The sequence below is a fragment of the Xanthomonas euroxanthea genome (genome assembly GCF_903989455.1).
Classification (GTDB): Bacteria; Pseudomonadota; Gammaproteobacteria; order Xanthomonadales; family Xanthomonadaceae; genus Xanthomonas; species Xanthomonas euroxanthea.
On the sequence record NZ_LR861803.1, the window covers coordinates 2,830,435 to 2,852,234 of the forward strand.

20 protein-coding genes are annotated in these 21,800 nt (G+C 66.9%); 10 read left to right on the forward strand and 10 right to left on the reverse strand.

Annotated elements, in window-relative coordinates:
* Positions 1–17 precede the first annotated feature (17 nt).
* Genes H7A86_RS11885 through H7A86_RS11895 form a run of 3 tightly spaced genes read right to left on the reverse strand, consistent with a single transcriptional unit; the run spans position 18 to position 3,886 of the window.
* Positions 18–2,135 (reverse strand): putative bifunctional diguanylate cyclase/phosphodiesterase, encoded by a 2,118-nt coding sequence (locus tag H7A86_RS11885; protein WP_119131443.1) that lies wholly within the window; start codon positions 2,133–2,135, stop codon positions 18–20.
* A complete protein-coding gene (locus tag H7A86_RS11890; protein ID WP_180707867.1) occupies positions 2,132–3,061 on the reverse strand; it encodes a phosphate/phosphite/phosphonate ABC transporter substrate-binding protein in 930 nt (309 codons plus the stop codon). Before H7A86_RS11890 ends, H7A86_RS11885 begins: the two co-directional genes overlap by 4 nt.
* A gap of 51 nt (positions 3,062–3,112) precedes the next feature.
* Positions 3,113–3,886 carry an RNA methyltransferase gene (locus H7A86_RS11895; protein ID WP_119131441.1) on the reverse strand — a complete coding sequence of 258 codons (774 nt, stop codon included), beginning with the start codon at positions 3,884–3,886 and terminating at the stop codon, positions 3,113–3,115.
* Between the two features lie 116 nt (positions 3,887–4,002).
* Here H7A86_RS11895 and H7A86_RS11900 point away from each other — a divergent pair, with 116 nt between their 5' ends.
* Positions 4,003–4,836, forward strand: coding sequence for an inositol monophosphatase family protein (locus H7A86_RS11900; RefSeq protein ID WP_016905058.1), 834 nt, complete (start codon positions 4,003–4,005; stop codon positions 4,834–4,836).
* A 208-nt stretch (positions 4,837–5,044) separates the two neighbouring features.
* On the opposite strand, the gene H7A86_RS11905 is transcribed toward H7A86_RS11900, so the two are convergent.
* Complete coding sequence (locus H7A86_RS11905) at positions 5,045–5,656, reverse strand: superoxide dismutase (protein ID WP_119131440.1); 612 nt, start codon at positions 5,654–5,656, stop codon at positions 5,045–5,047.
* A 259-nt stretch (positions 5,657–5,915) separates the two neighbouring features.
* Between H7A86_RS11905 and H7A86_RS11910 the strand changes: the two genes are divergently transcribed.
* Together H7A86_RS11910 and H7A86_RS11915 are read left to right on the forward strand one after the other, a co-directional pair.
* Entirely contained in the window at positions 5,916–6,365 is a 450-nt protein-coding gene (locus H7A86_RS11910) for a guanyl-specific ribonuclease (RefSeq protein ID WP_104582194.1), read from the forward strand.
* Positions 6,362–6,787 carry a barstar family protein gene (locus tag H7A86_RS11915; RefSeq protein ID WP_119131439.1) on the forward strand — a complete coding sequence of 142 codons (426 nt, stop codon included), beginning with the start codon at positions 6,362–6,364 and terminating at the stop codon, positions 6,785–6,787. The genes H7A86_RS11910 and H7A86_RS11915 overlap by 4 nt, the downstream gene beginning before the upstream one ends.
* Before the next feature lie 205 nt (positions 6,788–6,992).
* On the opposite strand, the gene H7A86_RS11920 is transcribed toward H7A86_RS11915, so the two are convergent.
* Positions 6,993–8,885, reverse strand: coding sequence for an ATP-binding cassette domain-containing protein (locus H7A86_RS11920; RefSeq protein ID WP_104649035.1), 1,893 nt, complete (start codon positions 8,883–8,885; stop codon positions 6,993–6,995).
* 101 nt (positions 8,886–8,986) lie between these two features.
* Here H7A86_RS11920 and dbpA point away from each other — a divergent pair, with 101 nt between their 5' ends.
* On the forward strand, positions 8,987–10,363 hold the full coding sequence (gene dbpA / locus H7A86_RS11925) for an ATP-dependent RNA helicase DbpA (RefSeq protein ID WP_104649036.1): 1,377 nt from the start codon (positions 8,987–8,989) through the stop codon (positions 10,361–10,363).
* A 180-nt stretch (positions 10,364–10,543) separates the two neighbouring features.
* Here the strand turns inward: dbpA and H7A86_RS11930 are convergent, their stop codons facing one another.
* Together H7A86_RS11930 and H7A86_RS11935 are read right to left on the reverse strand one after the other, a co-directional pair.
* Positions 10,544–11,104, reverse strand: a complete 561-nt coding sequence (locus H7A86_RS11930) for an adenine phosphoribosyltransferase (protein WP_104582190.1) — start codon at positions 11,102–11,104, stop codon at positions 10,544–10,546.
* Between the two features lie 94 nt (positions 11,105–11,198).
* Complete coding sequence (locus H7A86_RS11935) at positions 11,199–12,755, reverse strand: protein adenylyltransferase SelO (protein ID WP_119131438.1); 1,557 nt, start codon at positions 12,753–12,755, stop codon at positions 11,199–11,201.
* A gap of 169 nt (positions 12,756–12,924) precedes the next feature.
* Here H7A86_RS11935 and H7A86_RS11940 point away from each other — a divergent pair, with 169 nt between their 5' ends.
* Positions 12,925–13,800: an alpha/beta hydrolase gene (locus tag H7A86_RS11940; RefSeq protein ID WP_119131437.1), complete on the forward strand. Its 876-nt coding sequence runs from the start codon at positions 12,925–12,927 to the stop codon at positions 13,798–13,800.
* 117 nt (positions 13,801–13,917) lie between these two features.
* Here H7A86_RS11940 and H7A86_RS11945 read toward each other — a convergent pair whose 3' ends face one another.
* Together H7A86_RS11945 and H7A86_RS11950 are read right to left on the reverse strand one after the other, a co-directional pair.
* Positions 13,918–14,616 carry a glutathione S-transferase gene (locus tag H7A86_RS11945; RefSeq protein WP_119128658.1) on the reverse strand — a complete coding sequence of 233 codons (699 nt, stop codon included), beginning with the start codon at positions 14,614–14,616 and terminating at the stop codon, positions 13,918–13,920.
* 172 nt (positions 14,617–14,788) lie between these two features.
* The gene (locus tag H7A86_RS11950; RefSeq protein WP_006451993.1) at positions 14,789–14,998 is read right to left on the reverse strand and encodes a cold-shock protein; all 210 of its coding nucleotides are present in this window, start codon (positions 14,996–14,998) and stop codon (positions 14,789–14,791) included.
* 267 nt (positions 14,999–15,265) lie between these two features.
* Here H7A86_RS11950 and H7A86_RS11955 point away from each other — a divergent pair, with 267 nt between their 5' ends.
* The 4 genes from H7A86_RS11955 to H7A86_RS11970 all read left to right on the forward strand — a co-directional run bounded on the left by H7A86_RS11955 (position 15,266) and on the right by H7A86_RS11970 (position 19,721).
* A complete protein-coding gene (locus H7A86_RS11955; protein WP_119131436.1) occupies positions 15,266–15,745 on the forward strand; it encodes a YaiI/YqxD family protein in 480 nt (159 codons plus the stop codon).
* Positions 15,746–15,807: 62 nt separating this feature from the next.
* The gene (locus tag H7A86_RS11960) at positions 15,808–16,356 is read left to right on the forward strand and encodes a YaeQ family protein (RefSeq protein ID WP_104582185.1); all 549 of its coding nucleotides are present in this window, start codon (positions 15,808–15,810) and stop codon (positions 16,354–16,356) included.
* A complete protein-coding gene (locus H7A86_RS11965) occupies positions 16,353–17,534 on the forward strand; it encodes a BaiN/RdsA family NAD(P)/FAD-dependent oxidoreductase (RefSeq protein WP_104582184.1) in 1,182 nt (393 codons plus the stop codon). Before H7A86_RS11960 ends, H7A86_RS11965 begins: the two co-directional genes overlap by 4 nt.
* 117 nt (positions 17,535–17,651) lie before the next feature.
* On the forward strand, positions 17,652–19,721 hold the full coding sequence (locus H7A86_RS11970; RefSeq protein ID WP_119131435.1) for a GGDEF/EAL domain-containing response regulator: 2,070 nt from the start codon (positions 17,652–17,654) through the stop codon (positions 19,719–19,721).
* Between the two features lie 120 nt (positions 19,722–19,841).
* Here H7A86_RS11970 and htpX read toward each other — a convergent pair whose 3' ends face one another.
* Positions 19,842–20,720: a protease HtpX gene (htpX, locus tag H7A86_RS11975; RefSeq protein ID WP_119131434.1), complete on the reverse strand. Its 879-nt coding sequence runs from the start codon at positions 20,718–20,720 to the stop codon at positions 19,842–19,844.
* A 97-nt stretch (positions 20,721–20,817) separates the two neighbouring features.
* On the opposite strand from htpX, the gene gluQRS reads away from it, so the two are divergent.
* A complete protein-coding gene (gene gluQRS / locus H7A86_RS11980; protein WP_115676881.1) occupies positions 20,818–21,717 on the forward strand; it encodes a tRNA glutamyl-Q(34) synthetase GluQRS in 900 nt (299 codons plus the stop codon).
* Positions 21,718–21,800 lie beyond the last annotated feature (83 nt).

Genomic DNA, 21,800 nt, shown 5'->3' on the forward strand with positions numbered 1-21,800 from the left:
GTGCGCTCCTACGCTGATCAGCCGGCCGCGATCAGCTTGACCATATCGGCCGGGCTCAGCGGGCGGCTGAACCAGTAGCCCTGGCCCAGGTCGCAGCCGCGCTCGCGCAGCAGGTTGAACTGCGCTTCCTGCTCGATGCCCTCGGCCACCACCGTGATGCCCAGCGAATGGGCCATGCCGATGATGGCCGTGGTCAGCGCCAGATCGTCCGGGTCGCGCTGCAGGTCGGCGATGAAGCTCTTGTCGATCTTGACCCCGTCCACCGGCACCTGGCGCAGGTGGCTCAGGCCGGAGAAACCGGTACCGAAGTCATCCAGCCAGACCTTTACGCCGGTGCGGTGCAGCTGATCGAGCAGGCTGGCGGCCATCATTTCGTCGCCGATCACCGCCGTTTCGGTCAGCTCCAGATGCAGCCGCGCAGCCGGCAGGCCGGACTCGGCCAGGCATTCGGCCACCGTGTCGATCAGGTCGCCGCTGCGCAGCTGACGCGGCGAGATGTTGACCGAGATGAACAGGCCATCGCCCACCACCGGCCATTGCGCCGCTTCCAGGCAGGCCGCGCGCAGCACCTTGGGGCCGATCACCTCGATCAGGCCGCTCTGCTCGGCGATATCGATGAAGGTGGACGGCGCAATCGTGCCCAGCGCCGGGTGCTGCCAGCGCAACAGCACTTCCACCCCCACCAGCACACGGTCGCTGGTGCGGTAGATCGGCTGATAGACCAGCCGCAACTCATCGCGATCCCAGGCCCCGCGCAGCTCGTGCTCCATGTGCACACGCCGCTCCACCGCATGATCGGCGGCGCGGCTGTAGAAACGATGGCAGTTCTTGCCGGCGACCTTGGCCTGATACATCGCGATGTCGCCGTTCTTCAACAACGCAGTGGCATTGCTGGCATCGTCCGGGAACAGCGTGATGCCGATCGAGGTGCCCAGGAACACCTCCCGGCCCTGCACGTTCAAGGGGCGGCTCAACTCGTGCACCAGCCGGTCGGCGAGCTGGGCGGCGAGCAGGCTGACATCGCCGTTCTGCAACAGGATCACGAACTCATCGCCACCGAAGCGCGCCAGGATCGCATCGTCGCCGCCCAATGCGCCGACCGCGCGGCTGATCCGGCTGGCGAACTGCAGCAAGGCCTCGTCGCCGGCCTCGTGGCCCAGCGTGTCGTTGACGCGCTTGAAGTCGTCGATATCGGCAAACAGCAGCGCCAGCTTGCTGTCGGTACTGCGGGCGGTGTTGAGCAGATGATCCAGGCCTTCGCGAAATCCCAGCCGGTTGGTCAGGCCGGTCAGCGCATCGGTGTAAGCCATGTGGCGCACCTCGCGATCGTGCCGGGCGATGCTCTCGCTCATGCGGCCGAAGGCGGAGATCAGCTCGCCGATCTCGTCGTTGCGCGGATGCGGCGGCAGCTGCACCGCATAGTCGCCACGCTCGATCTGGCGCGCGGCCGCGGCCAGCAACCGCACCGGCGCCACCAGGGTGCGCTGCACGTAGATGGCCAACAGCACACCCAGCGCGACCAACGCAGCCAGCAGCACCAGCAGCCAGCCCAGATCGCGCTTGCCGATCGCGTTGAGGTTCTGCACCAGGGTCAGGTTGGCGCCCGATTCGATCCTGCGCACCCGCTCGAGCGACATGCCCACGCGGACGCCGCCGATACGCTGGTCGCCGATCTTGATCGGCACGGTCACGTCCAGCACCTCCGGCGAGGATTGCAACACCATGGCGCGCGCCGTCACCGCCTTGAATGCGAGCGGGTCGGTCATGGCCTGACCGTAATGCTGCAGGTTGGGCGAGCCGTCGTGCACCAGCCGGCCGCGTCGGTCGAACACCAGCACGTAGCTCACCACCTGCTGCCGCGCGGCATTGCGCACCAGGGCCCCCACTGCGCCCAGGTCCGAGTAGTACAGCGGATTGGCCAGACCGTTCGCCAGTTCGGTGGCCAGGGTCTCGCCGCGCGTGCGCAGGCTGCGATCGAACAGCTCGTGCAGGATCTGCGCACTGAGCCCGCGCACCTCGCGCTGCATCGCGCTCTGGCGCTGCAGCAGCGACGCCAGGATGGCACCGACCAGCAACAGCGTCAGTGCCATCACCAAGAGAAAGCGTGCCTGCAGCCCGAAGCGCATCTGAGTCATTCCACGTGGTCCCTGACACGTCGCAACCCGGCGCTCAGCGCATCCAGGCGCCGGCGGCTGGCCTCATCCAGCGGGTGGAAGGCGGTGGTGCCGAAAAAGCGCTTCAAGGCCGGCCCGGCCTTCGGGTCGGAGGCCGCCTGCAGCAGCACCACGCGCAGCTGCCGCTCCACCGCCGGGTCCATGCCGGTGCGCACCATCTCCACCGCGCGCGGTACCGGCGCGCTGCGATGCACGATGCGGAAGTCGCGCTTGAATACCGGTGGCAGGTGGCGCTCGTCGTCCCAGTCGGCATTGCTGAAAGCACCCGCATCAATCAGGTGCTGATGCACGAACGCGGCGATATTCAATTTCGACCCGACCATCAGATAACCCACCGAGCCCGGCACCCGGCTGTCGTCCGGCGACAGCAGCACGTCGCAGGCGATGCCGTTGCGCACCAGCTCCAGCATCGGCAGCAGATAGCCGCTGGTGGAGGAGGCGTTCTGCAATGCCAGGGTGCGGCCGCGCAATTGCTTGAGCGACTGGATCGGGCTGTCGCGCCGGACGAAGAACACCGTGTGGAACTCACGCAGGCCATCGCGCTCGGTCATCACCAGTGGATGCGCACTGCCGCGCTGTTCCAGCAGCATCGCCGCACCGGTGGTCTCGCTGACCCAGTCGACCCGGCCACGCCGCAGGTAACTGGACATCTGCCGCGCATCCGGCGCCATCAGGATTTCGCCACGGCGGATACCCACCTCGCGCATGCGCGGCACCACGTAATCCAGCAAGGGCTTGAGTTGCGCGTAATGCGTGGCGGGATCGTCGCTGATCCGTCCAAGCACCAAGACCGGGGAAGGCGCCGCCGTCGCCGTCGCGGCCAGGCCTGCCCCCGCCAACAGCCCGCAGGCAATCAGACACCATCGTAGACCGCGCAAAACGGACACTCCCCTAGAGCCGCCGACAGCCTAGCCGAATCTTTCGAGATGTGACAGACGTCAGCTTCCGGCGCGCTTTGCCAGCATGGCCATGCGCTGCGCATCGGACAGAATGCCGCGCAGCAAGCGCACCTCCTGCTCGCTCATGTCCGCGCGCAGCAGCAGCCGCCGCAGCTTGCGCATCGCCGACTCCGGCGCGCGCCCCTTGTGGAAGTCGATCTCGTCCAGGGTGTCGCCCAACTGGCCGAACATGCCCTCCAGTTGCGCATGGCTGGCCGGGCCGTCGCGCAGCGCGCCGCCCGTTGCAGCCGCTGCCGGGGGCGGCTCTGCCTCGCCCGCCGCCAGCTGCGCCAGCCGGACTTCGTACGCCACCACCTGTACCGCCGCCGCCAGGTTGAGCGAGCTGAACGCCGGGTCGGAGGGGATATGCAGCGCCGCGTGGCAGAGCTGCAGCTCGTCGTTGGTCAGGCCGGTACGCTCACGGCCGAACACGATCGCCACCTCGGCCGGTTCGCTGGCCTTGGACCAGGCGCGGCGCGCACCTGCGTCCGGTGGCAGCTCTTCCAGCGCGACCCGGCGCGCACGCGCGGTGCAGCCGATCACCAGGGTGCAATCGGCCACCGCCTCGGCCAGGGTGGCGAAGATCGGCGCCTCGCCGAGCACGTCCTCGGCGCCGGCCGAACGCCGATAGGCGTCTTCGTCGAGCGCACGCTCCGGCGCCACCAGCACCAGGCGCGACACGCCCATCGTCTTCATCGCACGCGCGGCGGCGCCGACGTTGCCTGGATGCTGGGTGCCGACAAGAACGAAACGGATGCGCTGGCTGACGGACATGAACGGAGATTGGGGAGCGATTCGGCCGTAGATGGTAAACTGCGCGGCCGGCTTTGGTGCCGGACCGCTCTTTTACCTTCGCCATTTTCGATTCTGCCTTCACGGGAGCTTTAACCATGCAGAAACCCGCCGTCACCGTCATGGTCAAAGCCGCCCGCCTCGCCGGCAATGTGCTGTTGCGCGGCATCAACAAGCTCGATGCGCTGAATGTGGTGCAGAAAGGCCGCATGGACTACGCCAGCGAAGTCGATGCCGATGCCGAGAAGGTCATCATCAAGGAACTCAAGCGCGGCTACCCCGAGTACGCCGTGTTCGGCGAGGAAGGCGGCGTGCAAGGCGGCAAGAGTGGCCGCTACACCTGGGTCATCGACCCGCTGGATGGCACCAGCAACTACCTGCGCGGCTTCCCGCATTACTGCGTGTCCATCGCGCTGGTGGAAAACGGCGAGCCGACCGATGCGGTGATCTTCGACCCGTTGCGCAACGAGCTGTTCACCGCCAGCCGCGGCGCCGGCGCAGTGCTCAACGACCGTCGCATCCGCATTGCCGAACGCAAGGACCTGGAAGGCGCCATGGTCCACACCGGCTTTCCGCCGCGCGAGCGCGCACGCATCAGTGCGCAGCTGAAGTGCGTCGATGCGCTGCTGGTGCAGGCCGAAGACGTGCGTCGTACCGGTTCTGCCGCACTGGACCTGGCCTATGTGGCCTGTGGCCGCGCCGATGCGTATTTCGAAGCCGGCGTCAAAGCCTGGGACATCGCGGCCGGCGTGCTGCTGGTGCGCGAAGCCGGTGGCCGCGTCTGCGACTACAAGGGCGCCACCCCGCCGCGGATGGACAACATGGGTCCGGAAACGCAGCAGATCGTGGCCGGCAACATCAAGATCAGCGACGCCCTGCAGAAGGTCATCGTCAATACCGGCTACGCCCGCGAGTTCGACGCCAAGTTCTGATCGCCGCCTGAGAGCCGAGCTCCAATCGCCGCCGCACGATGTAGGAGCGCGCCCGAGCGCGACAGGTTTTCCCTGTAAAGCCTCTCGCGACCAGGGTCGCTCCTACAACAGCGTGCAGCGAAATGCACAAGGCCGGGATCGCTCCCGGCCTTGTGCGTTGGGTGTCACTGTCACAGCGCTACACAGGACTCAGCGCTGATGCAGGACGTCAGGCGATCGCAGCGTGATAACGGCGCTCGACTTCTTCCCAGTTCACCGCGTTGTAGAACGCGCCGATGTATTCCGGGCGGCGGTTCTGGTACTTCAGGTAGTACGCGTGTTCCCACACGTCCAGACCCAGGATCGGGGTGTTGCCTTCGAACAGCGGGCTGTCCTGGTTGGCGGTGCTCTCCACCACCAGCTTCTTGTCCGGGGTCACGCTCAACCAGGCCCAGCCCGAGCCGAAACGGCTGACGGCGGCCTTGGTGAAGGCTTCCTTGAACTTCTCGAAACCACCGAGGTCCTTGTCGATCGCCTTGGCGACCTCGCCCTTGGGCTCACCGCCACCATTGGGCGACAGCAAGGTCCAGAACAGCGAATGGTTGGCGTGGCCGCCACCATTGTTGCGCACCGGGCCCTGCAGGTTTTCCGGCAGGCTCTTCAGCTTGGACACCAGCTCTTCCACCGGCAGATCGGCGTACTCAGTCCCTTCCAGCGCCGCGTTGACGTTGTTGATATAGGTCTGATGATGCTTGGTGTGATGGATTTCCATCGTCTGCGCATCAATGTTTGGTTCCAGCGCGTCGTAGGCGTAGGGCAACTGCGGAAGGGTGTAAGCCATGGGTGTCTCCTGGACGTGCCGCCCGGCGAAGACCGGGCGTTGCGGGGTAGATGGTAAGGACGGCGGCGGCGCTTACCAAGGGTGGTGGCAGGGAAACTTCATCCCATCGCATGCCGCGTCGTGTTCGCTGCACACCTTGCACCATGCCCCGGTTATTTGGGCGTGAACCGGACCGGCGCAGTTGTGCATTCAAAGTCGACACAGTCGGGCAACGGCATACTTGCCCTGCCGTCCATACCGTCGCCTCCGGAACGTCTTCATGCGCAAGCCCGCTTTGCTGATCGTCGCCATCGTGCTGCTCGTGGCCGGGTTGTGGGGCATGCGTGCGCTGCAGACGCCCAAGCCGCACTTCGCGCCGCAGCTGAGCGCGCCGATCGCCGCGGCGGTACCGGCGGAACGGCCATCCCGGCAGCACGAGTTGCCGGGGTTCCTGCCGACCGAAGCGATGGCCACGATCGTGCTGATCCAGCGCGGCGGCCCGTTCCCGCATCCGCAAGACGGCAGCGTCTTCGGCAATCATGAGCAGCACCTGCCCGCGCGCCCACGCGGCTACTACCACGAATACACCGTGGAAACCCCAGGCAGCCCCGATCGCGGCGCGCGGCGCATCGTCACCGGCGGCACGCCGCCGCAGGCGTGGTATTACAGCGACGATCATTACCAGAGTTTCAAATCGTTCCAGGGCCCGGCCCCGGAGCGCACGCCATGAGCGCAGGCGACTTCGCGCTGGATCTGTCCGACCCGCAGCAATCGGGCGTCTACCAAGCCGACACCGACGATCTGGACACCATGGCCGCGCTCGCCCGCGATGCCGGCCTGCACATCCTGCGCGTGGACCTGGCCGGTTGCAGCGACAAGCACAGGTTGCTGATGCGCCTGGCCACCCAACTGGACTTCCCGGCCAGCTTCGGCCGCAACTGGGACGCGCTCTCCGATGCCTTGCGCGACCTGGCGTGGCTGCCGGCAGCGCAGGGCTATGCGCTGCTGATCGACGGCGCCGACGCACTCGCGCGCACTGCACCGAACGACCGCGACACCTTGCTGGATATTCTCGACCAGGCCGCTACCGCCTGGGCCACGCGCGGGCACACGTTCGCGGCGTTCGTGGCACCTGCCAGTGCCTGCGACTAGGCGCGGTCTGCAAGACCAGCCTGCGATCACGGAACAGACCAAGACCGGCACTGCGCGGGCGATCGGTGAGTGGCGGCGGGCATCTATCCCGCGTTTTACCTGACGCGCGGCCCCAACGCCTGCCACCGCGTCATGGATGTGTGGTGCCAGCTATCGGCACCGCACCTCCACAGGGCCGGCATGCAGTCGCGCGCCGGCCCGATCGTCAACCATCCAGTTCGCTCCAGCGCGCGAATGCCGCATCCAGCTGCGCCTGCGCGGCGCCCAATGCGGCGGTGTGCGCGGCCATCGCCGCACTGTCGCGCTGATAGAAGGCCGGGTCGTTCATGGCCTCGGTCAGTGCCGTGACCTGCTGCTCCAGGGTTTCGATCAACGCCGGCAACTGCTCCAGCTCACGCGCGTCCTTGTAGCTGAGCTTGCGCTTGGGCGCGGCATCGGCCGGCACCACAGCCGCCACCGGCGTGGTCGCCGCCGCCGTTGCCGATGCCTTGGCAACCGCCATCGCGTTGGGTGCAGGGGTGCGACGCTGACGCAACGAATCGCTGTACCCGCCGACGTAATCGCCGATCAGGCCCTCGCCTTCCATCACCAAGGTGGAGGTCACCACGTTGTCGAGGAAGTCGCGGTCATGGCTGACCAGCAACAAGGTGCCGGTGTACTCGCCGAGCAGCTCTTCCAGCAGTTCCAGCGTTTCCACGTCCAGATCGTTGGTCGGTTCGTCCATCACCAGCAGGTTGGACGGCTGCGCGAACAGGCGCGCCAGCAGCAGCCGATTGCGCTCGCCACCGGACAGCCGGGTGATCGGCGCACGGGCGCGCTCGGGCGTGAACAAAAAGTCCTGCAGATACGCATGTACATGCTTGCGCTTGCCGTTGATCTCGATGAAATCGCGGCCTTCGGCCACGTTCTCGATCGCGCTCCAGTCCTCGCGCAGCGTGGAACGGTATTGGTCGAAGTAGGCGATCTGCAGATTGGTGCCGATGCGGATCTCGCCGTGCTGCGCCTGCAGATCGCCCAGCAACAGCTTGAGCAAGGTGGTCTTGCCGCTGCCGTTGGGACCGATCAGACCGATGCGGTCGCCACGCTGGATGATGGTCGAAAAATCCTTGACCATCGTGCGCGCACCGAATGCGAAGCCGACCTCCTTGGCCTCGATCACCTTCTTGCCGGAGGACTCGCCCTGCGAGACTTCCATGCGCACGTTGCCGGTCAGGTCGCGGCGTTGCACACGCTCGTTGCGCATCGATTCCAGACGCCGCACGCGGCCTTCGTCGCGGGTGCGCCGCGCCTTGATGCCCTGGCGGATCCAGATCTCTTCCTGCGCCAGCATCTTGTCGAAGCGCGCATTTTCCTGCGCCTGCGCATTGAGCCGCTCTTCGCGGCGGCGCTCGTAATTGGCCCAGTCGCCCGGCCAGCTGGTGACCTGGCCACGATCGATCTCGACGATGCGGGTGGCCAGCGCACGCAGGAAGCGCCGGTCATGGGTGACGAACAGCACGCTGCCGTTCCAGTTCTTCAGGAACGACTCCAGCCAGTCGATGGCTTCGATGTCCAGATGGTTGGTCGGCTCGTCCAGCAGCAGCACATCCGGCGAGGACACCAGCGAGCGCGCCAGCAGCACGCGCCGCTTCATGCCGCCGGACAGCCGCGCAAACTCCGCATCGCCGTCCAGTTCCAGCTTGGTCAGCGTTTCGCTGACGCGCTGATCCAGCGCCCAGCCTTCGGCTGCATCGATCTTGGCCTGCACCTTGCCGAACGCATCGGCATCGAACACCTCGGCATGGCTGAGCTGATGGAACTCGGCCAGCCAATGACCCAGCTCGCCCAGGCCATCGGCCACCACATCGAACACGCTGCCGCCGGTGCCCTGCGGCACTTCCTGCTCCAGCCGCGCGATGCGCACGCCTTGTTGCACGCGCACTTCGCCATCGTCGGGCTTGAGCTCGCCGGCAATCAGTTTCATCAAGGTCGATTTGCCGGCGCCGTTGCGGCCGATCAGGGCGATACGCTCGCCCGGCTCGATCGTGAGGTCGGTTTTTTCCAGCAACAAGGGGCCGCCGACGCTGTAGTCGACGCTTTGCAGAGTGATTAAGGGCATGCGCTGATTGTACGGGAATCGGGAATGGTGAATCGGGAATGGAAAAAGCCTCGCCGTTGCGATTCCCCATTCCCCACTCCCGATTCCCGCTAAAATGCGCCATGAACGAATTCTCCGCGCTGCCGCTGTCGCCGGCCCTGGCCCCCGGCATCGACGCCCTTGGCTACACCGTCCTCACTCCCATCCAGGCACAGAGCCTGCCGCCAATCCTGCAGGGGCTGGACGTCATCGCCCAGGCGCCGACCGGCAGCGGCAAGACCGCCGCCTTCGGGCTGGGCCTGCTGCAAAAGCTCGATCCGGCAGTGACCCGTGCGCAGGCGCTGGTGCTCTGTCCCACCCGCGAACTGGCCGACCAGGTCGGCAAGCAGCTGCGCAAGCTGGCCACCGGCATCCCCAACATGAAGCTGGTGGTGCTCACCGGCGGCATGCCGCTGGGCCCGCAACTGGCCTCGCTGGAAGCGCATGACCCGCAAGTGGTGGTCGGCACGCCCGGCCGCATCCAGGAACTGGCCCGCAAGCGCGCCCTGCATCTGGGCGGCGTGCGCACGCTGGTGCTGGACGAGGCCGACCGCATGCTCGACATGGGCTTCGAGGAACCCATCCGCGAGATCGCCAGCCGCTGCGACAAGCACCGCCAGAGCCTGCTGTTCTCGGCCACCTTCCCGGACATCATCCGCACGCTGGCGCGCGAGATCCTGAAGGACCCGATCGAAATCACCGTCGAAGGCGCCGACAACGCGCCGGAAATCGACCAGCAGTTCTTCGAGGTCGACCCGACCTACCGGCAGAAGGCCGTCGCCGGCCTGCTGCTGCGCTTCAATCCCGAATCCAGCGTGGTGTTCTGCAATACCCGCAAGGAAGTGGACGAAGTGGCCGGCTCGCTGCAGGAGTTCGGCTTTTCCGCGCTCGCGCTGCATGGCGACATGGAACAGCGCGACCGCGACGAAGTGCTGGTGCGCTTCGTCAACCGCAGCTGCAACGTGCTGGTGGCCAGCGACGTGGCCGCACGCGGGCTGGACGTGGAAGACCTGTCGGCCGTGGTCAACTACGAGCTGCCCACCGATACCGAGACCTACCGCCACCGCATTGGCCGTACCGCACGCGCCGGCAAGCGCGGGTTGGCGCTCAGCCTGGTGGCCTCGCGCGAGACCGGCCGCGCGCAGGCGCTGGAAGCCGAACAAGGCCAGCCGCTGACCTGGTCGCGCGCACCGCTGGCAACCGCCCGCCCCGCGCAGCTGCCGCAGGCGGCCATGACCACGCTGCGCATCGATGGCGGCAAGACCGACAAGCTGCGTGCCGGCGACATCCTCGGCGCACTGACCGGCGAAGCCGGGCTCTCGGGCGCGGCGATCGGCAAGATCGCCATCTACCCCACGCGCTCCTATGTCGCCATCGCCCGCGCGCACGTCGCCAAGGCGCTGGCGCATCTGCATGCGGGCAAGATCAAGGGCCGCCGGTTCCGGGTCAGCAAGCTGTAACCAAGGTGCGGCAGAGATCCTGCCGCCGCCCCGGTTGCGCGGCGGCGACAGCGTCCGCCGCGGGATCCACAGGGATGCGCACGCTGGCGCAGATGGGCGATCTGCACACGGCGGCAGGACCGTTGCGCCGGTTTGCAGGCCGTCAGGGCAGCGAGACGCGCAGGCGGGAAGAGGCCTGGATCAATAGCTCAGCGTTGCCAGCAGCGGCACGTCATTGGCCCACTTCTCGCGGCCCTGCAGCGCCAACAGCTCGACCAGCACCGCCGCGCCGACCACTTCCAGTTCCAGCTGTGCGGCCAGACCCAAGGCCGCGCGCAGCGTACCGCCGGTGGCCAGCACGTCGTCGACGATCAAGACACGGGCACCGCGCGGCAACGCGTCCTCGTGCATCTCGATGCGATCGGTACCGTATTCCAGCGCATATTCCTGGATCAGCGTCCGCCCGGGCAGTTTGCCGGGCTTGCGCACCGGCACGAAGCCGGTGCGCAGTTCGCGCGCCAGGGCTGCCCCCAGGATGAAACCGCGCGCTTCGATGCCCAGCACCGCATCCAGCGGCGTGGTGCGCCAGGGCTGCGCCATTTCGTCCAGCGCGGAAGCGAAATCCGGGCCGTCGGACAGCAGCGGCGTGATGTCCTTGAAGACGATGCCCGGCTTGGGAAAATCGGCGATGTCGCGGATTCGCTCGGACCATTGATTGGGTCCGGAAGAATGGGTGCCGGCGCAGCGGGTGCAGTCAGTCATGGTGGCAGTGGCATCAGGGCCGGTGGGGACGCCCCTATTCTAGGCTGCGCGGCCTGACGACGCTGGGTTTACGACATACCTGCATCTGAGCGCGTCAGGAACTGCACGACAGCATCGAGCAACCGGCGCGGTCGCGCGCCCAGTCCGGCCGCCGCGCGGCAAACGCGTCGCGGCCCGGCTGGTCGTCGTAGGGCCGGCGCATGACCTCCAGCAATTCCTGCACGCCCGACGCATCGCCCTGCTCGGCCAGATCGATCGCCTGCTGCGCCAGGTAGTTGCGCAGCACATAACGCGGGTTGGCCAGGCGCATGCGTTCGCGTCGCTGCTCTGGCGACAGCGTGTCCTGGCGCAGCCGCGCCGCGTAGCGCTGCAGCCATGCCTGCAATGGCACGGCATGCGCGAGGCGCTTGTCCTGGTCGTAGAACGCCTCGTGCAATGGATCCGGATCAGGATTTTCCTGCGAAAACGCGATCAGCCCGCGGAATGTCAGCGTCATGTCCATTTCGGCGTTGCGCATCAGCGCGCGCAGCGCATCGATCAGGTGCAGGTCCTCGTCGCGGCAGTTGTCCAGGCCCAACTTGGCGGCAGTGTCATGGCGGTCGCAGGCAAGATACGTATCGCGGAAGCGGTCCAGTCCCTGCTGCAACCGTGCCTGGTCGGCAAACAGCGGCGCCAGCGCCTGCGCCAGGCGCCCCAGGTTCCAATAGGCGACCTGAGGCTGGGTGCCGAAGCGATAGCGACGCCCCTGCGCGTCGGTGGTGTTTGGCGTCCAGTCCGGGTCGTAGTCGTCGACCCAGCCATAGGGGCCGTAATCGATGGTCAATCCCAGGATCGACATGTTGTCGGTGTTCATCACCCCGTGCACGAAGCCCACCCGCATCCAGTGCGCCACCATCACTGCCGTACGCTCGCAGACCTGCGCGAACCATGCCGCGTACAACGCCTCACCGGCACCTTCCAGCTGCGGGAAATCGCGTGCGATGGTGAAATCCACCCATTGCCGCAGCAGCGCAAGATCGCCGCGCGCACCGGGCAACTCGAAATTGCCGAAGCGGATGAACGAGGGCGCCACCCGGCACACGATCGCGCCCGGTTCGCGCTGCGGCCGGCCGTCGTAGAACATGTCGCGCACCACCGCATCGCCGGTGGTGACCAGACTCAGCGCGCGCGTGGTCGGCACACCCAGATGATGCATCGCTTCGCTGCACAGGAATTCGCGAATCGACGAGCGCAACACCGCCCGGCCATCGGCCCCGCGCGAATAGGGCGTCGGGCCGGCGCCCTTGAGCTGCAGCTCGTAGCGGCCGCCATCGACCCCGATCGCCTCGCCCAGCGAAATCGCCCGGCCATCGCCCAGCTGGCCAGCCCAATGCCCGAACTGGTGGCCGCCATAATTGACCGCCCATGGCTGCATGCCCGGATACACCGCATTGCCGGCAAACACCTCGGCAAAGCGCGCGCTGCCGATCTCCGCGGCGTCCAGCCCCAACCGTTGCGCGACATCTGCCGAATACGCCAACAGGCGCGGCGCGGCGACCGGTGTCGGCGCCACCGCCGACCATGCGGCGCGCACTTCGCGGCGGCGTGGACCTTGTTCCGGATCACCAGGCAGCTGCTGGCGCAGGCGGTTGTCAAATTGCAGGGTCGTCATGGCTGCCAGCGTAGGCCAACGACAATGAACTTCGCATGGGCAACCACGCATCCGGCTTTGCGCACGTACCGTATCTTCGATCAGCTGGCCGCCAGCAAGCGGACTCGTCCTGCACATGCTGGCGACAACCACAGCGTTATTCCTCCCTGCCCTTCGACAGACATCGCCCATGCCTTCGCGCGCTTATCGCTGGTTTCGCCCCGCCCTCCTGTTGCTCGGTTCGCTGACGCTGACCGCCTGCAGCAGCGTGTTCTTCGGTGGCATCAACGCCGCATCCAGCCGCGACGGCATCGTCGAGCATCGCGACCAGGTGTTCGATGCGGCGCATGATCTGGCACTGGACGTCTACCAGCCGCGTGGCGCGGTGGATGCACCGGTGGTGGTGTTCTTCTATGGCGGCACCTGGAAGCGCGGAACGCGCGCCAACTATCGCTGGGTCGGGCGTGCGCTCGCGCGCCAGGGCGTGGTGGCGATGGTGGCCGACTATCGCAAGTATCCGCAGGTGGGGCCGCAAGGCTTCATGTCCGATGCCGCCGCTGCCACCGGCTGGGGCTATCGGCATGCCCACGCCTATGGCGGCGACCCGACGCGCCTGGCGGTGATGGGCCACTCCGCCGGTGCGCATATGGCCGCGCTCCTGGGTACCGATGCGCGCTGGCTGCAGACGCAGGGCCTGCAGCCCCGCCAGCTGTGCGGGGTGGTGGGGCTGGCCGGGCCGTACGACTTCCTGCCCACCAGCGACCCGGAACTGGTGGAGATCTTCGGCAAGGCGCCGCAGACGCAACAGCAGTCGCAGCCGGTGCACTTCGTTGGCGGCGATGAACCGCCGATGCTGTTGCTGCACGGCGATGCCGACCACGTGGTCGAGCTGCAGAACAGCACCTCGTTGCAGCAGGCCCTGCAACGCACGGGCGGCACGGCCGAGTTGAAGATCTACCCGGGCATGGGTCATCTCGGCCTGGTGCTGGCACTGCGCAAATCGCCCGAGCACTCGCCGGTGCTGCGCGACACGCTGCAGTTCCTGCGGCAGTGTCGGGCGCCGTGATGGGGCGGTAACGGATTGGGGAACCGGGGTCGGGAGTCGCCAACCCTGGCAGGACACCGTCAAGGCACGGTGACCTGCAGCTTCTGTGGGCGCACGGTCGACACGGCGACCGCAATGTCACCCGGCCGGCTTGCGCCCCATCAACGCGAACGGGCCGCCCTTCTTCAGCGCGGCCTGATATGCCGGGCGCGCTTCGATGCGCGCGAGAAAGGCACGCAGGCGTGGATAGCTCTCCAGCCCGCCGCCGCGTGCAGCAGCCGCCTGCACCGGGAAACTCATCTGGATGTCGGCCGCAGTGAAACGCTCGCCGGCAAACCACTCGCGTGCCTGTAGCGACTGCTCCATCCAGTCCAGGTGCAACTTGAGCTGCGGACCGACAAAGCCCGCCATCGCCTTGTCCACGATGGCGCGTGCGATCGGCTTGGCGAAGAACGGCATCGGCGCACTGCGGATGCGCCCGAAGATCAGGGTCATCAGCAACGGCGGCATCGCCGAGCCTTCGGCGTAATGCATCCAGTAGCGGAATTGCAGGCGCTCCGGCGACTCCAGCGGGCGCGACGACGGCGACAAGGCGCACTCGGTGTCGTAGCGTTCGGTCAGGTACTCCAGGATCGCGCCGGACTCGGCCACGGTCAGATCGCCGTCGACGACGATGGGCGACTTGCCGAGCGGATGAATGGCGCGCAAGGCCGCCGGTGCCAGCATGGTCTTGGGATCGCGCTCATGCCGGACGATCTGGTACGGCAGCGCCAGTTCTTCCAGCAGCCACAGCACGCGCTGGGAACGGGAATTGTTGAGATGGTGGACAGTGATCATGGCAGGGACTGCGCGCGGAAAGCACCTATGCTACCGAGCCGCGTGTCGTCGCTGCGCTCACCTGCGCGGGTCGGTCTGCCCGGCTCTGGCGCATCGATCAGATTGCGCCCAATAAAAAACGCCGGTCGCTTGCGCGACCGGCGTTTTTGGCAACCTTACGGTTGCAGACGGATTAGACCGCCTGCACCTGGTCAGCCTGCATACCCTTCTGGCCCTGCACGGCGACGAAGGTCACCTTCTGGCCTTCCTGCAGCGACTTGAAGCCGGTGCCCTGGATGGCACGGAAGTGCACGAACAGGTCCGGGCCGCTTTCCGGGGTGATGAAGCCGAAGCCCTTGGCATCGTTGAACCACTTCACGGTACCGCTCTGACGATCTGACATTTACAAACTCCTGAACTATAGATGGATAAATCGCAGCGTCCGAAAAGCCGGAGCTGAGACTGAGTTGCAGGCGTTGGTAAAGCGGAACGATGAAGCGAGATCTGTAACGATCCGGCTGCATCAGGCCACGATTCACGGTGACCCTTGCAAACACAGTGCGTGCACAGTACTCGTGTTCCCAGCAAAAAGCGACACCCTGCGTCAAATTTTTTACTGTCAGGCCGGATCCGACCACCTGTCAGGCCCTTTCCCTCCCGATTTCAGCACATGAATACGCCTCCCCTGCCGTCCCGCCCGCAGATCTGGGTCGATGCCGATGCCTGCCCGGCAGTCATTCGCGACATTCTTTTCCGCGCTGCCGCACGGACCGGCGCGGCCGTGACACTGGTCGCCAATCATTTCCTGCAGACCCCTCGCCTGGCGCATGTGCGTGCGCTGCAGGTCCCCGGAGGGCCGGACGCGGCCGACGACCTCATTGCCGGACGGGTGGCTGCGGGCGACCTGGTCGTTACCCAGGACATCCCGCTGGCTGCCCGCGTCCTGCAGGCCGGCGCGGCCGCCGTCAGCCCGCGTGGCGAGCCGTTTACCAGCGACAGCATCAACGAGCGCCTGTCAGTACGCGGCTTTCTGGAAGAACTGCGCGGCGCCGGCATCGTCACTGGAGGGCCTGCGGCCCTGCATCCGCGCGACCGTCAGGCATTTGCCGCCCAGCTGGACCGCTGGCTGGCCGAGGTGGCGCGCAGCTGAGCGCCGCACGCCGGGGTTGCAGCGGGGGCGTATCATGGGCGCCCTTTGCAACCGGCATCCTGATGGCCCTTACCGCCACCGTCCGCAGGGCGGAACTCCAGATCAGCGACATGGACCGTGGCTACTACGCCAACCATTCGTTGACCCTGGCCCAGCACCCCTCCGAAACCGACGAACGCCTGATGGTGCGGCTGCTGGCGTTCGCGCTGTTTGCCGACGACCGCCTGGAATTCGGCCGCGGCCTCAGCAACGAGGACGAACCCGACCTGTGGCGGCGCGACTACACCGGCGACCCGGACCTGTGGATCGACCTCGGCCAGCCGGACGAGAGCCGCGTGCGCAAGGCCTGCAACCGCTCGCGCGAGGTGGTGGTGATCGGCTACGGCGGCCAGGCCACCGAAACCTGGTGGAAGAAGCACGCCAACGCGCTGGGCCGGCACCGCAACCTGCGGGTGCTCGAACTGGAGTCGCAGGCCACCGAGGCGCTGGGCGCGCTGATCCAGCGCGGCATGCGCTTCGATGTGATCATCCAGGACGGCGAGGTGCAGATGCTGGCCGACCACGGCAGCGTCACCCTGACCCCGATGGTGCGGCAAGCTCCGGCCGAATGAGCACGCGTTGCGACGTGCTGGTCGTCGGTGCCGGCGCGGCCGGACTGATGAGCGCCTTCACCGCCGGCCGGCGCGGCCGCCAGGTGCTGGTGATCGACCATGCCAACAAGGTCGGCAAGAAGATCCTGATGTCCGGTGGCGGGCGCTGCAACTTCACCAATACCGGCACCGCCCCGGGCAACTTCCTCTCGGCCAACCGCCACTTCTGCAAGTCCGCCCTCGCCCGCTACAGCCCGCTGGATTTCGTGGAGATGGTCGAGCGCCACGGCATCGCCTATCACGAGAAAGAGCTGGGCCAGCTGTTCTGCGACATCTCGTCCAAGCAGATCGTGCGCATGCTGCTGGACGAATGCGACGCGGCCGGCGTGCAGGTGCGTACCGACTGCAAGGTGCATTCGGTGCAGCGTGACAGCGATGGCTTCACCGTGGAGACCAGCCAGGGACGCGTGCAGGCGCAGTCGCTGATCGTGGCCACCGGCGGGCTGTCGATCCCGAGCATGGGCGCCAGCGGCTTCGGTTACGCGCTGGCCCAGCAGTTCGGCCACACGCTGTTGCCGACGCGCGCCGGGCTGGTGCCGCTGACCTTGAGCGGCAAGCACCAGGAGCGGCTGCAGGATCTGTCCGGGCTGGCGGTACCGGTCCAGGCGCAGTGCAACGGCGCCAGCTTCCGCAACTTCATGCTGATCACCCATCGCGGCGTCAGCGGCCCGGCCATCCTGCAGATCTCCTCGTACTGGCAACCCGGCGACGAGCTGCGCCTGGACCTGCTGCCGGGCCAGGACGCCGCCGCGTGGCTGCGCGAACAAAAACGCCAGCGGGGCGCCACCGAGCTGCGCAACGTGCTGGCCGACGTGCTGCCACGGCGGTTTGCCCAGCGCCTGTGCGAGGTGTGGTTGCCGGACAAGCCGGTCCGCCAGCTCGACCCGCCGCAGTTGCAGGCCGCCGCCGACCTGCTGGCCGCCTTTCCGCTGATCGCCAGTGGAACCGAAGGCTATCGCACCGCTGAAGTAACGCTGGGCGGTGTCGATACCCACCAGGTCTCCAGTGCGAGCATGGAGTCGCGCCTGGTGGCCGGCCTGTACTTCGTCGGCGAGGTGCTGGATGTGACCGGATGGCTGGGCGGCTACAACTTTCAGTGGGCATGGGCGTCCGGTCACGCCGCCGGGAGCGTAGCCTGATGCAACGTCCACAGGCGCAAACGTGGCCTGAGTCTCACCCCGGATGCGGCCTTGTCCACAGACATGGACGCAGTCGAGTTCCTTCGTATATTAAAGCCCGTCGCCAGGGAAACGCGCATGCAAAAAGGTAAAGATCTCACCCTCCGCTTGATGATGGTCGACGACAGCGTCGAAGGCGCAGAGGCGATCGTGACCGCGTTGCGCAACGGCGGCATCGCGGTGCGCCCATCGCGACCGCAGACCCCGGAAGAGCTCGCCAGCATGCTGTCGGGGCAGATCGACCTGGCCCTGTACGGGCAGGCGCTGCAGATCCCGATGACTGTGTTGCAGCAGCAGATCGCCGGCAGCGGCAAGGACATCCCGATCATCCTGCTGGCCGAGCGGATCGAGGAAGACGCGCTGGTCGAGGCCGCCGCGCATGGCATCCGCGCCATCGTGCTGCGTCATCGCCCCGAACACCTGCTGGCGCTGGTGCGCTCGGAATGGGCCGACCTGCAGGCACGCCGCGGGCTGCGCCGCATCGAGGCGCAGATGCGCGAAACCGAACGGCGCTGCGATGCCTTGATCGCCTCCTCGCGCGACCCGATTGCCTATGTGCACGAAGGCATGCATATCCGTGCCAACGAGGCGTACCTGGACATGTTCGGCTTCGAGTCGTTCGACGATGTCGAGGGCGTGTCGCTGCTGGACATGATCGCCGCGCAGTACGTCGACGATTTCAAGCAGTTGCTCAAGGCGATGTCCAAGGGCGAGCCGCCGCCGGCGCAGTACAAGGTCGACGCGCGCCGGCTGGAAGGCGACACCTTCCCGGCGACGATGGAGTTCGCCACCGCCACGTATGAAGGCGAGCCGTGCATCCAGGTGGTGTTCCGCCGCCGCGAGGAATTCGACCCGGAGCTGGCGCGCGAGGTCGAGGACCTGCGTCAGCGCGACCAGGTCACCGGCCTGCTCAACCGCCCCGCCTTCATGGTGGCGCTGGAACAGGCGGTGGCGCGCGCCGGCCGCAGCGAAGGCCAGTCCGGCTTCCTGCTGATCGAGCCCGACCATTACGCGCGCCTGCTGCCCGAGATCGGCCTGGATTCGGCCGACGCGCTGATCGCTGCCCTGGCCGCGCATGTGGCCAGTGTGACCGATGACAGCGTGGTCGCCGCGCGTTTCGGCGAGCACAGCTTCGCGTTGCTGATGGACGGCAATTACGCGCGCACGCACGCAGTGGCGGAACTGGTGCGCGACGCGTTCGCGCAGCACGTCTTCAGCATTGGCGCGCGCTCGGCCACGGTGACGGTGAGCATCGGCGGCGTGCAGATCGGCGAGAAGATCGCCAGCATCGGGCAGGTGCTCAACCGCGGCACCGAGGCGGTACGCACCACCGCCGAGCTGGGCGGCAATGCAGTCAGCATCTACGACCCGGCAGCGGCCGACCGGGCCGAAGAAGAACGCATCGAACGCTGGGTGCAACAGCTGCGCGAGGCACTGGCCGGCGACGGCTTCCTGCTGCATTACCAGCCGGTGCTCAACCTGCAGGGCGAGCCGCTGGAGCTGTATCAGGTCTTCCTGCGGCTGGAGCGCAACGGCGAGATGATGTCGCCAAACGCCTTCATGGCGATTGCCGAAGAACACGATCTGATCACCGAGATCGACCGCTGGGTGGTGGCGCGCGCGATCCGCCAGCTTGGCGAGCGGCAGCGTGCGGGACACGCCACGCACCTGCTGGTACGCATCGGGCCCAACTCGTTTTCCGATCCGCAGATGGTCGACATCATCCGCGAGCAGCTGGCCGTGTATGGCGTGCCGGGCGAACGGCTGTGGTTGCAGACGCCGGAATCGAAGGTGTTCACGCACCTGCGCAACGCCCAGCAGTTCCTGGCGGCGGTGTCGGCGATGGGCTGCAAGGTCGGGCTGGAACAGTTCGGCTCGGGCCTGGATTCGTTCCAGCTGCTGGCGCATTTCCAGCCGGCCTTCCTCAAGCTCGATCGCGGCATCACCGGCGAAGTGGCCTCGGCCCGCGAAAGCCAGGAAAAGATCCGCGAGATCACCTCGCGCGCGCAGCCGGCCGGCATCCTCACCGTGGCCGAGTTCGTGGCCGATGCGCAGTCGATGAGCAGCTTCTTCAGCGCGGGGGTGGACTATGTGCAAGGCGATTTCGTCGCACCGACCGGGCCGTTGATGAACTACGAGTTCGGCTGAGGCCTGCAGCCGCATCGCATCGCTGGCACCTCGCGCCAGCCAACAAAAAACCCGCAGCACGCGGGTTTTTTGTTGGCTGGCGTGAACCAATGCATCACGCGGGCATCTGGCAAGGCCGTCTTACATCGCCGCACCGTTGGCGGCACGCAACGCGGCGATGCGCTCGGCCAGCGGCGGGTGGCTCAGGAACAGCCGGCGCAGCCCGTCGCCCACACCGCCGGAGATGCCGAAGGCCTGCACCTGCGAGGGCAAGGTGCTCTGGCCGTGGTTGAGCGACAGGCGCTCCAGTGCGGCAATCATCTTGCCGCGACCCGCCAGCTGCGCACCACCGGCATCGGCGCGGAATTCGCGGCGACGCGAGAACCACATCGCGATCATCGTCGCGAACAGGCCGAACACCATCTCCAGCACGAACACGATGATGTAGTAGGCAAAGCCGCGGCCACCATCGCGGTTGCCCGACATGGCACTGTCGATGATGCCGCCGACCACGCGTGCCAGCACGATCACGAAGGTATTGAGCACGCCTTGCAGCAAGGCCATGGTGACCATGTCGCCATTGGCGACATGTGCGATTTCATGGCCCAGCACCGCCTCGGCCTCGTCCTGGCTCATGTTCTGCAGCAGCCCGGTGGACACCGCGACCAGCGCGTTGTTGCGGTTGGCGCCCGTGGCGAAGGCATTGATTTCCGGGCCGTCGTAGACCGCCACTTCCGGCATGCCGATGCCGGCCGCCTGGGCCTGACGGCGCACCGTCTCCAGCAACCAGCGCTCGGTCGGCGTGCGTGGCTCGGTGATCACCTGCGCGCCAGTGCTGCGCTTGGCCATGAACTTGGACAGCAGCAACGAGATGAACGAGCCGCCGAACCCGAACACGGCCGCCATCACCAGCAGGCCGCTCATCTGCGCAGGATTGACGCCCAGCACCGACATCACGATGCCGGCCAGCATCAACACCGCAAAATTGGTCAGCAGGAACAGGAAAATGCGGTTGAACATGGTGCGATGACTCCACGCGAGCAGGATGACCTGCAGCGGATCTGCGGTCGTCAGCGCTTGAAATCAAGCGATCACCTGACCGACGATTCAGCCGATCATGCCAGCCCTCCTCTACCGCGGCCGCTTCGCGCCCTCCCCGACCGGCCCGCTGCACTTCGGCTCCCTGCTGGCGGCATTCGGCAGCTGGCTGCTCGCGCGGCACGCCGGTGGCCAGTGGTGCGTGCGCGTCGAAGACATCGATCCACCGCGCGCCGAGCCCGGCGCCTGCGAACGTCAACTGCACACCCTGGCCGCCTTCGGCCTGCGCCCGGACCTGCCGGTGCTGTATCAATCCGACCGCCACGCGCACTACGACGCCGCCGTCACCAGCTTGCTGGAGGCGGGACTGGCCTTCGAATGCAGCTGCAGCCGCGCCGATCTTGCCGGCATGGGCGGCATCCACCATGCCTGCGTGGCGCCGCTGAGTGCCCGCCGCGCGGTACGCCTGCGGGTGCCGCCGCAGCCACCGGTCGGCTTCGACGACGCGCTGCAGGGCCACGTGGTGCAGGATGTGCATGCCGATGTCGGCGATGTGGTGCTGCGCCGCGCCGACGGCTACTGGGCGTACCAGCTGGCGGTGGTGGTCGACGATGCCGCGCAGGCCATCACCGATGTCGTGCGCGGCGCCGACCTGCTCGATTCCACCCCACGTCAGTTGCTGCTGCAGCGCGCGTTGGGCCTGCCGCAGCCACGCTATCTGCACCTGCCGCTGATCCTGGACCACGCCGGCCGCAAGCTGTCCAAATCGCACGCCGCGCCTGCGCTGGACGATGCAGACCCACAACCGGCGCTGCACGCCGCCTGGGCGGTCCTGGGACAGGATCCGGCGGCATTGCCGCGCCGTGCCGCGCTCGACACCGTGCTGCAGCATGCGGTGCAGCATTTTTTGCCGCAGCGGTTGCCCCGGCAGCTGCATCTGGATGCCAACGGACGCGCATCACCGCCCCGGCGTGACTAGAATTGCGCCCCAGCACCGGCGTCGGGCCAGGCAGCGCGCCTGTGCCCTGACCGCCGCAGTCTTTCTTCTGTCCATTGGAGTCG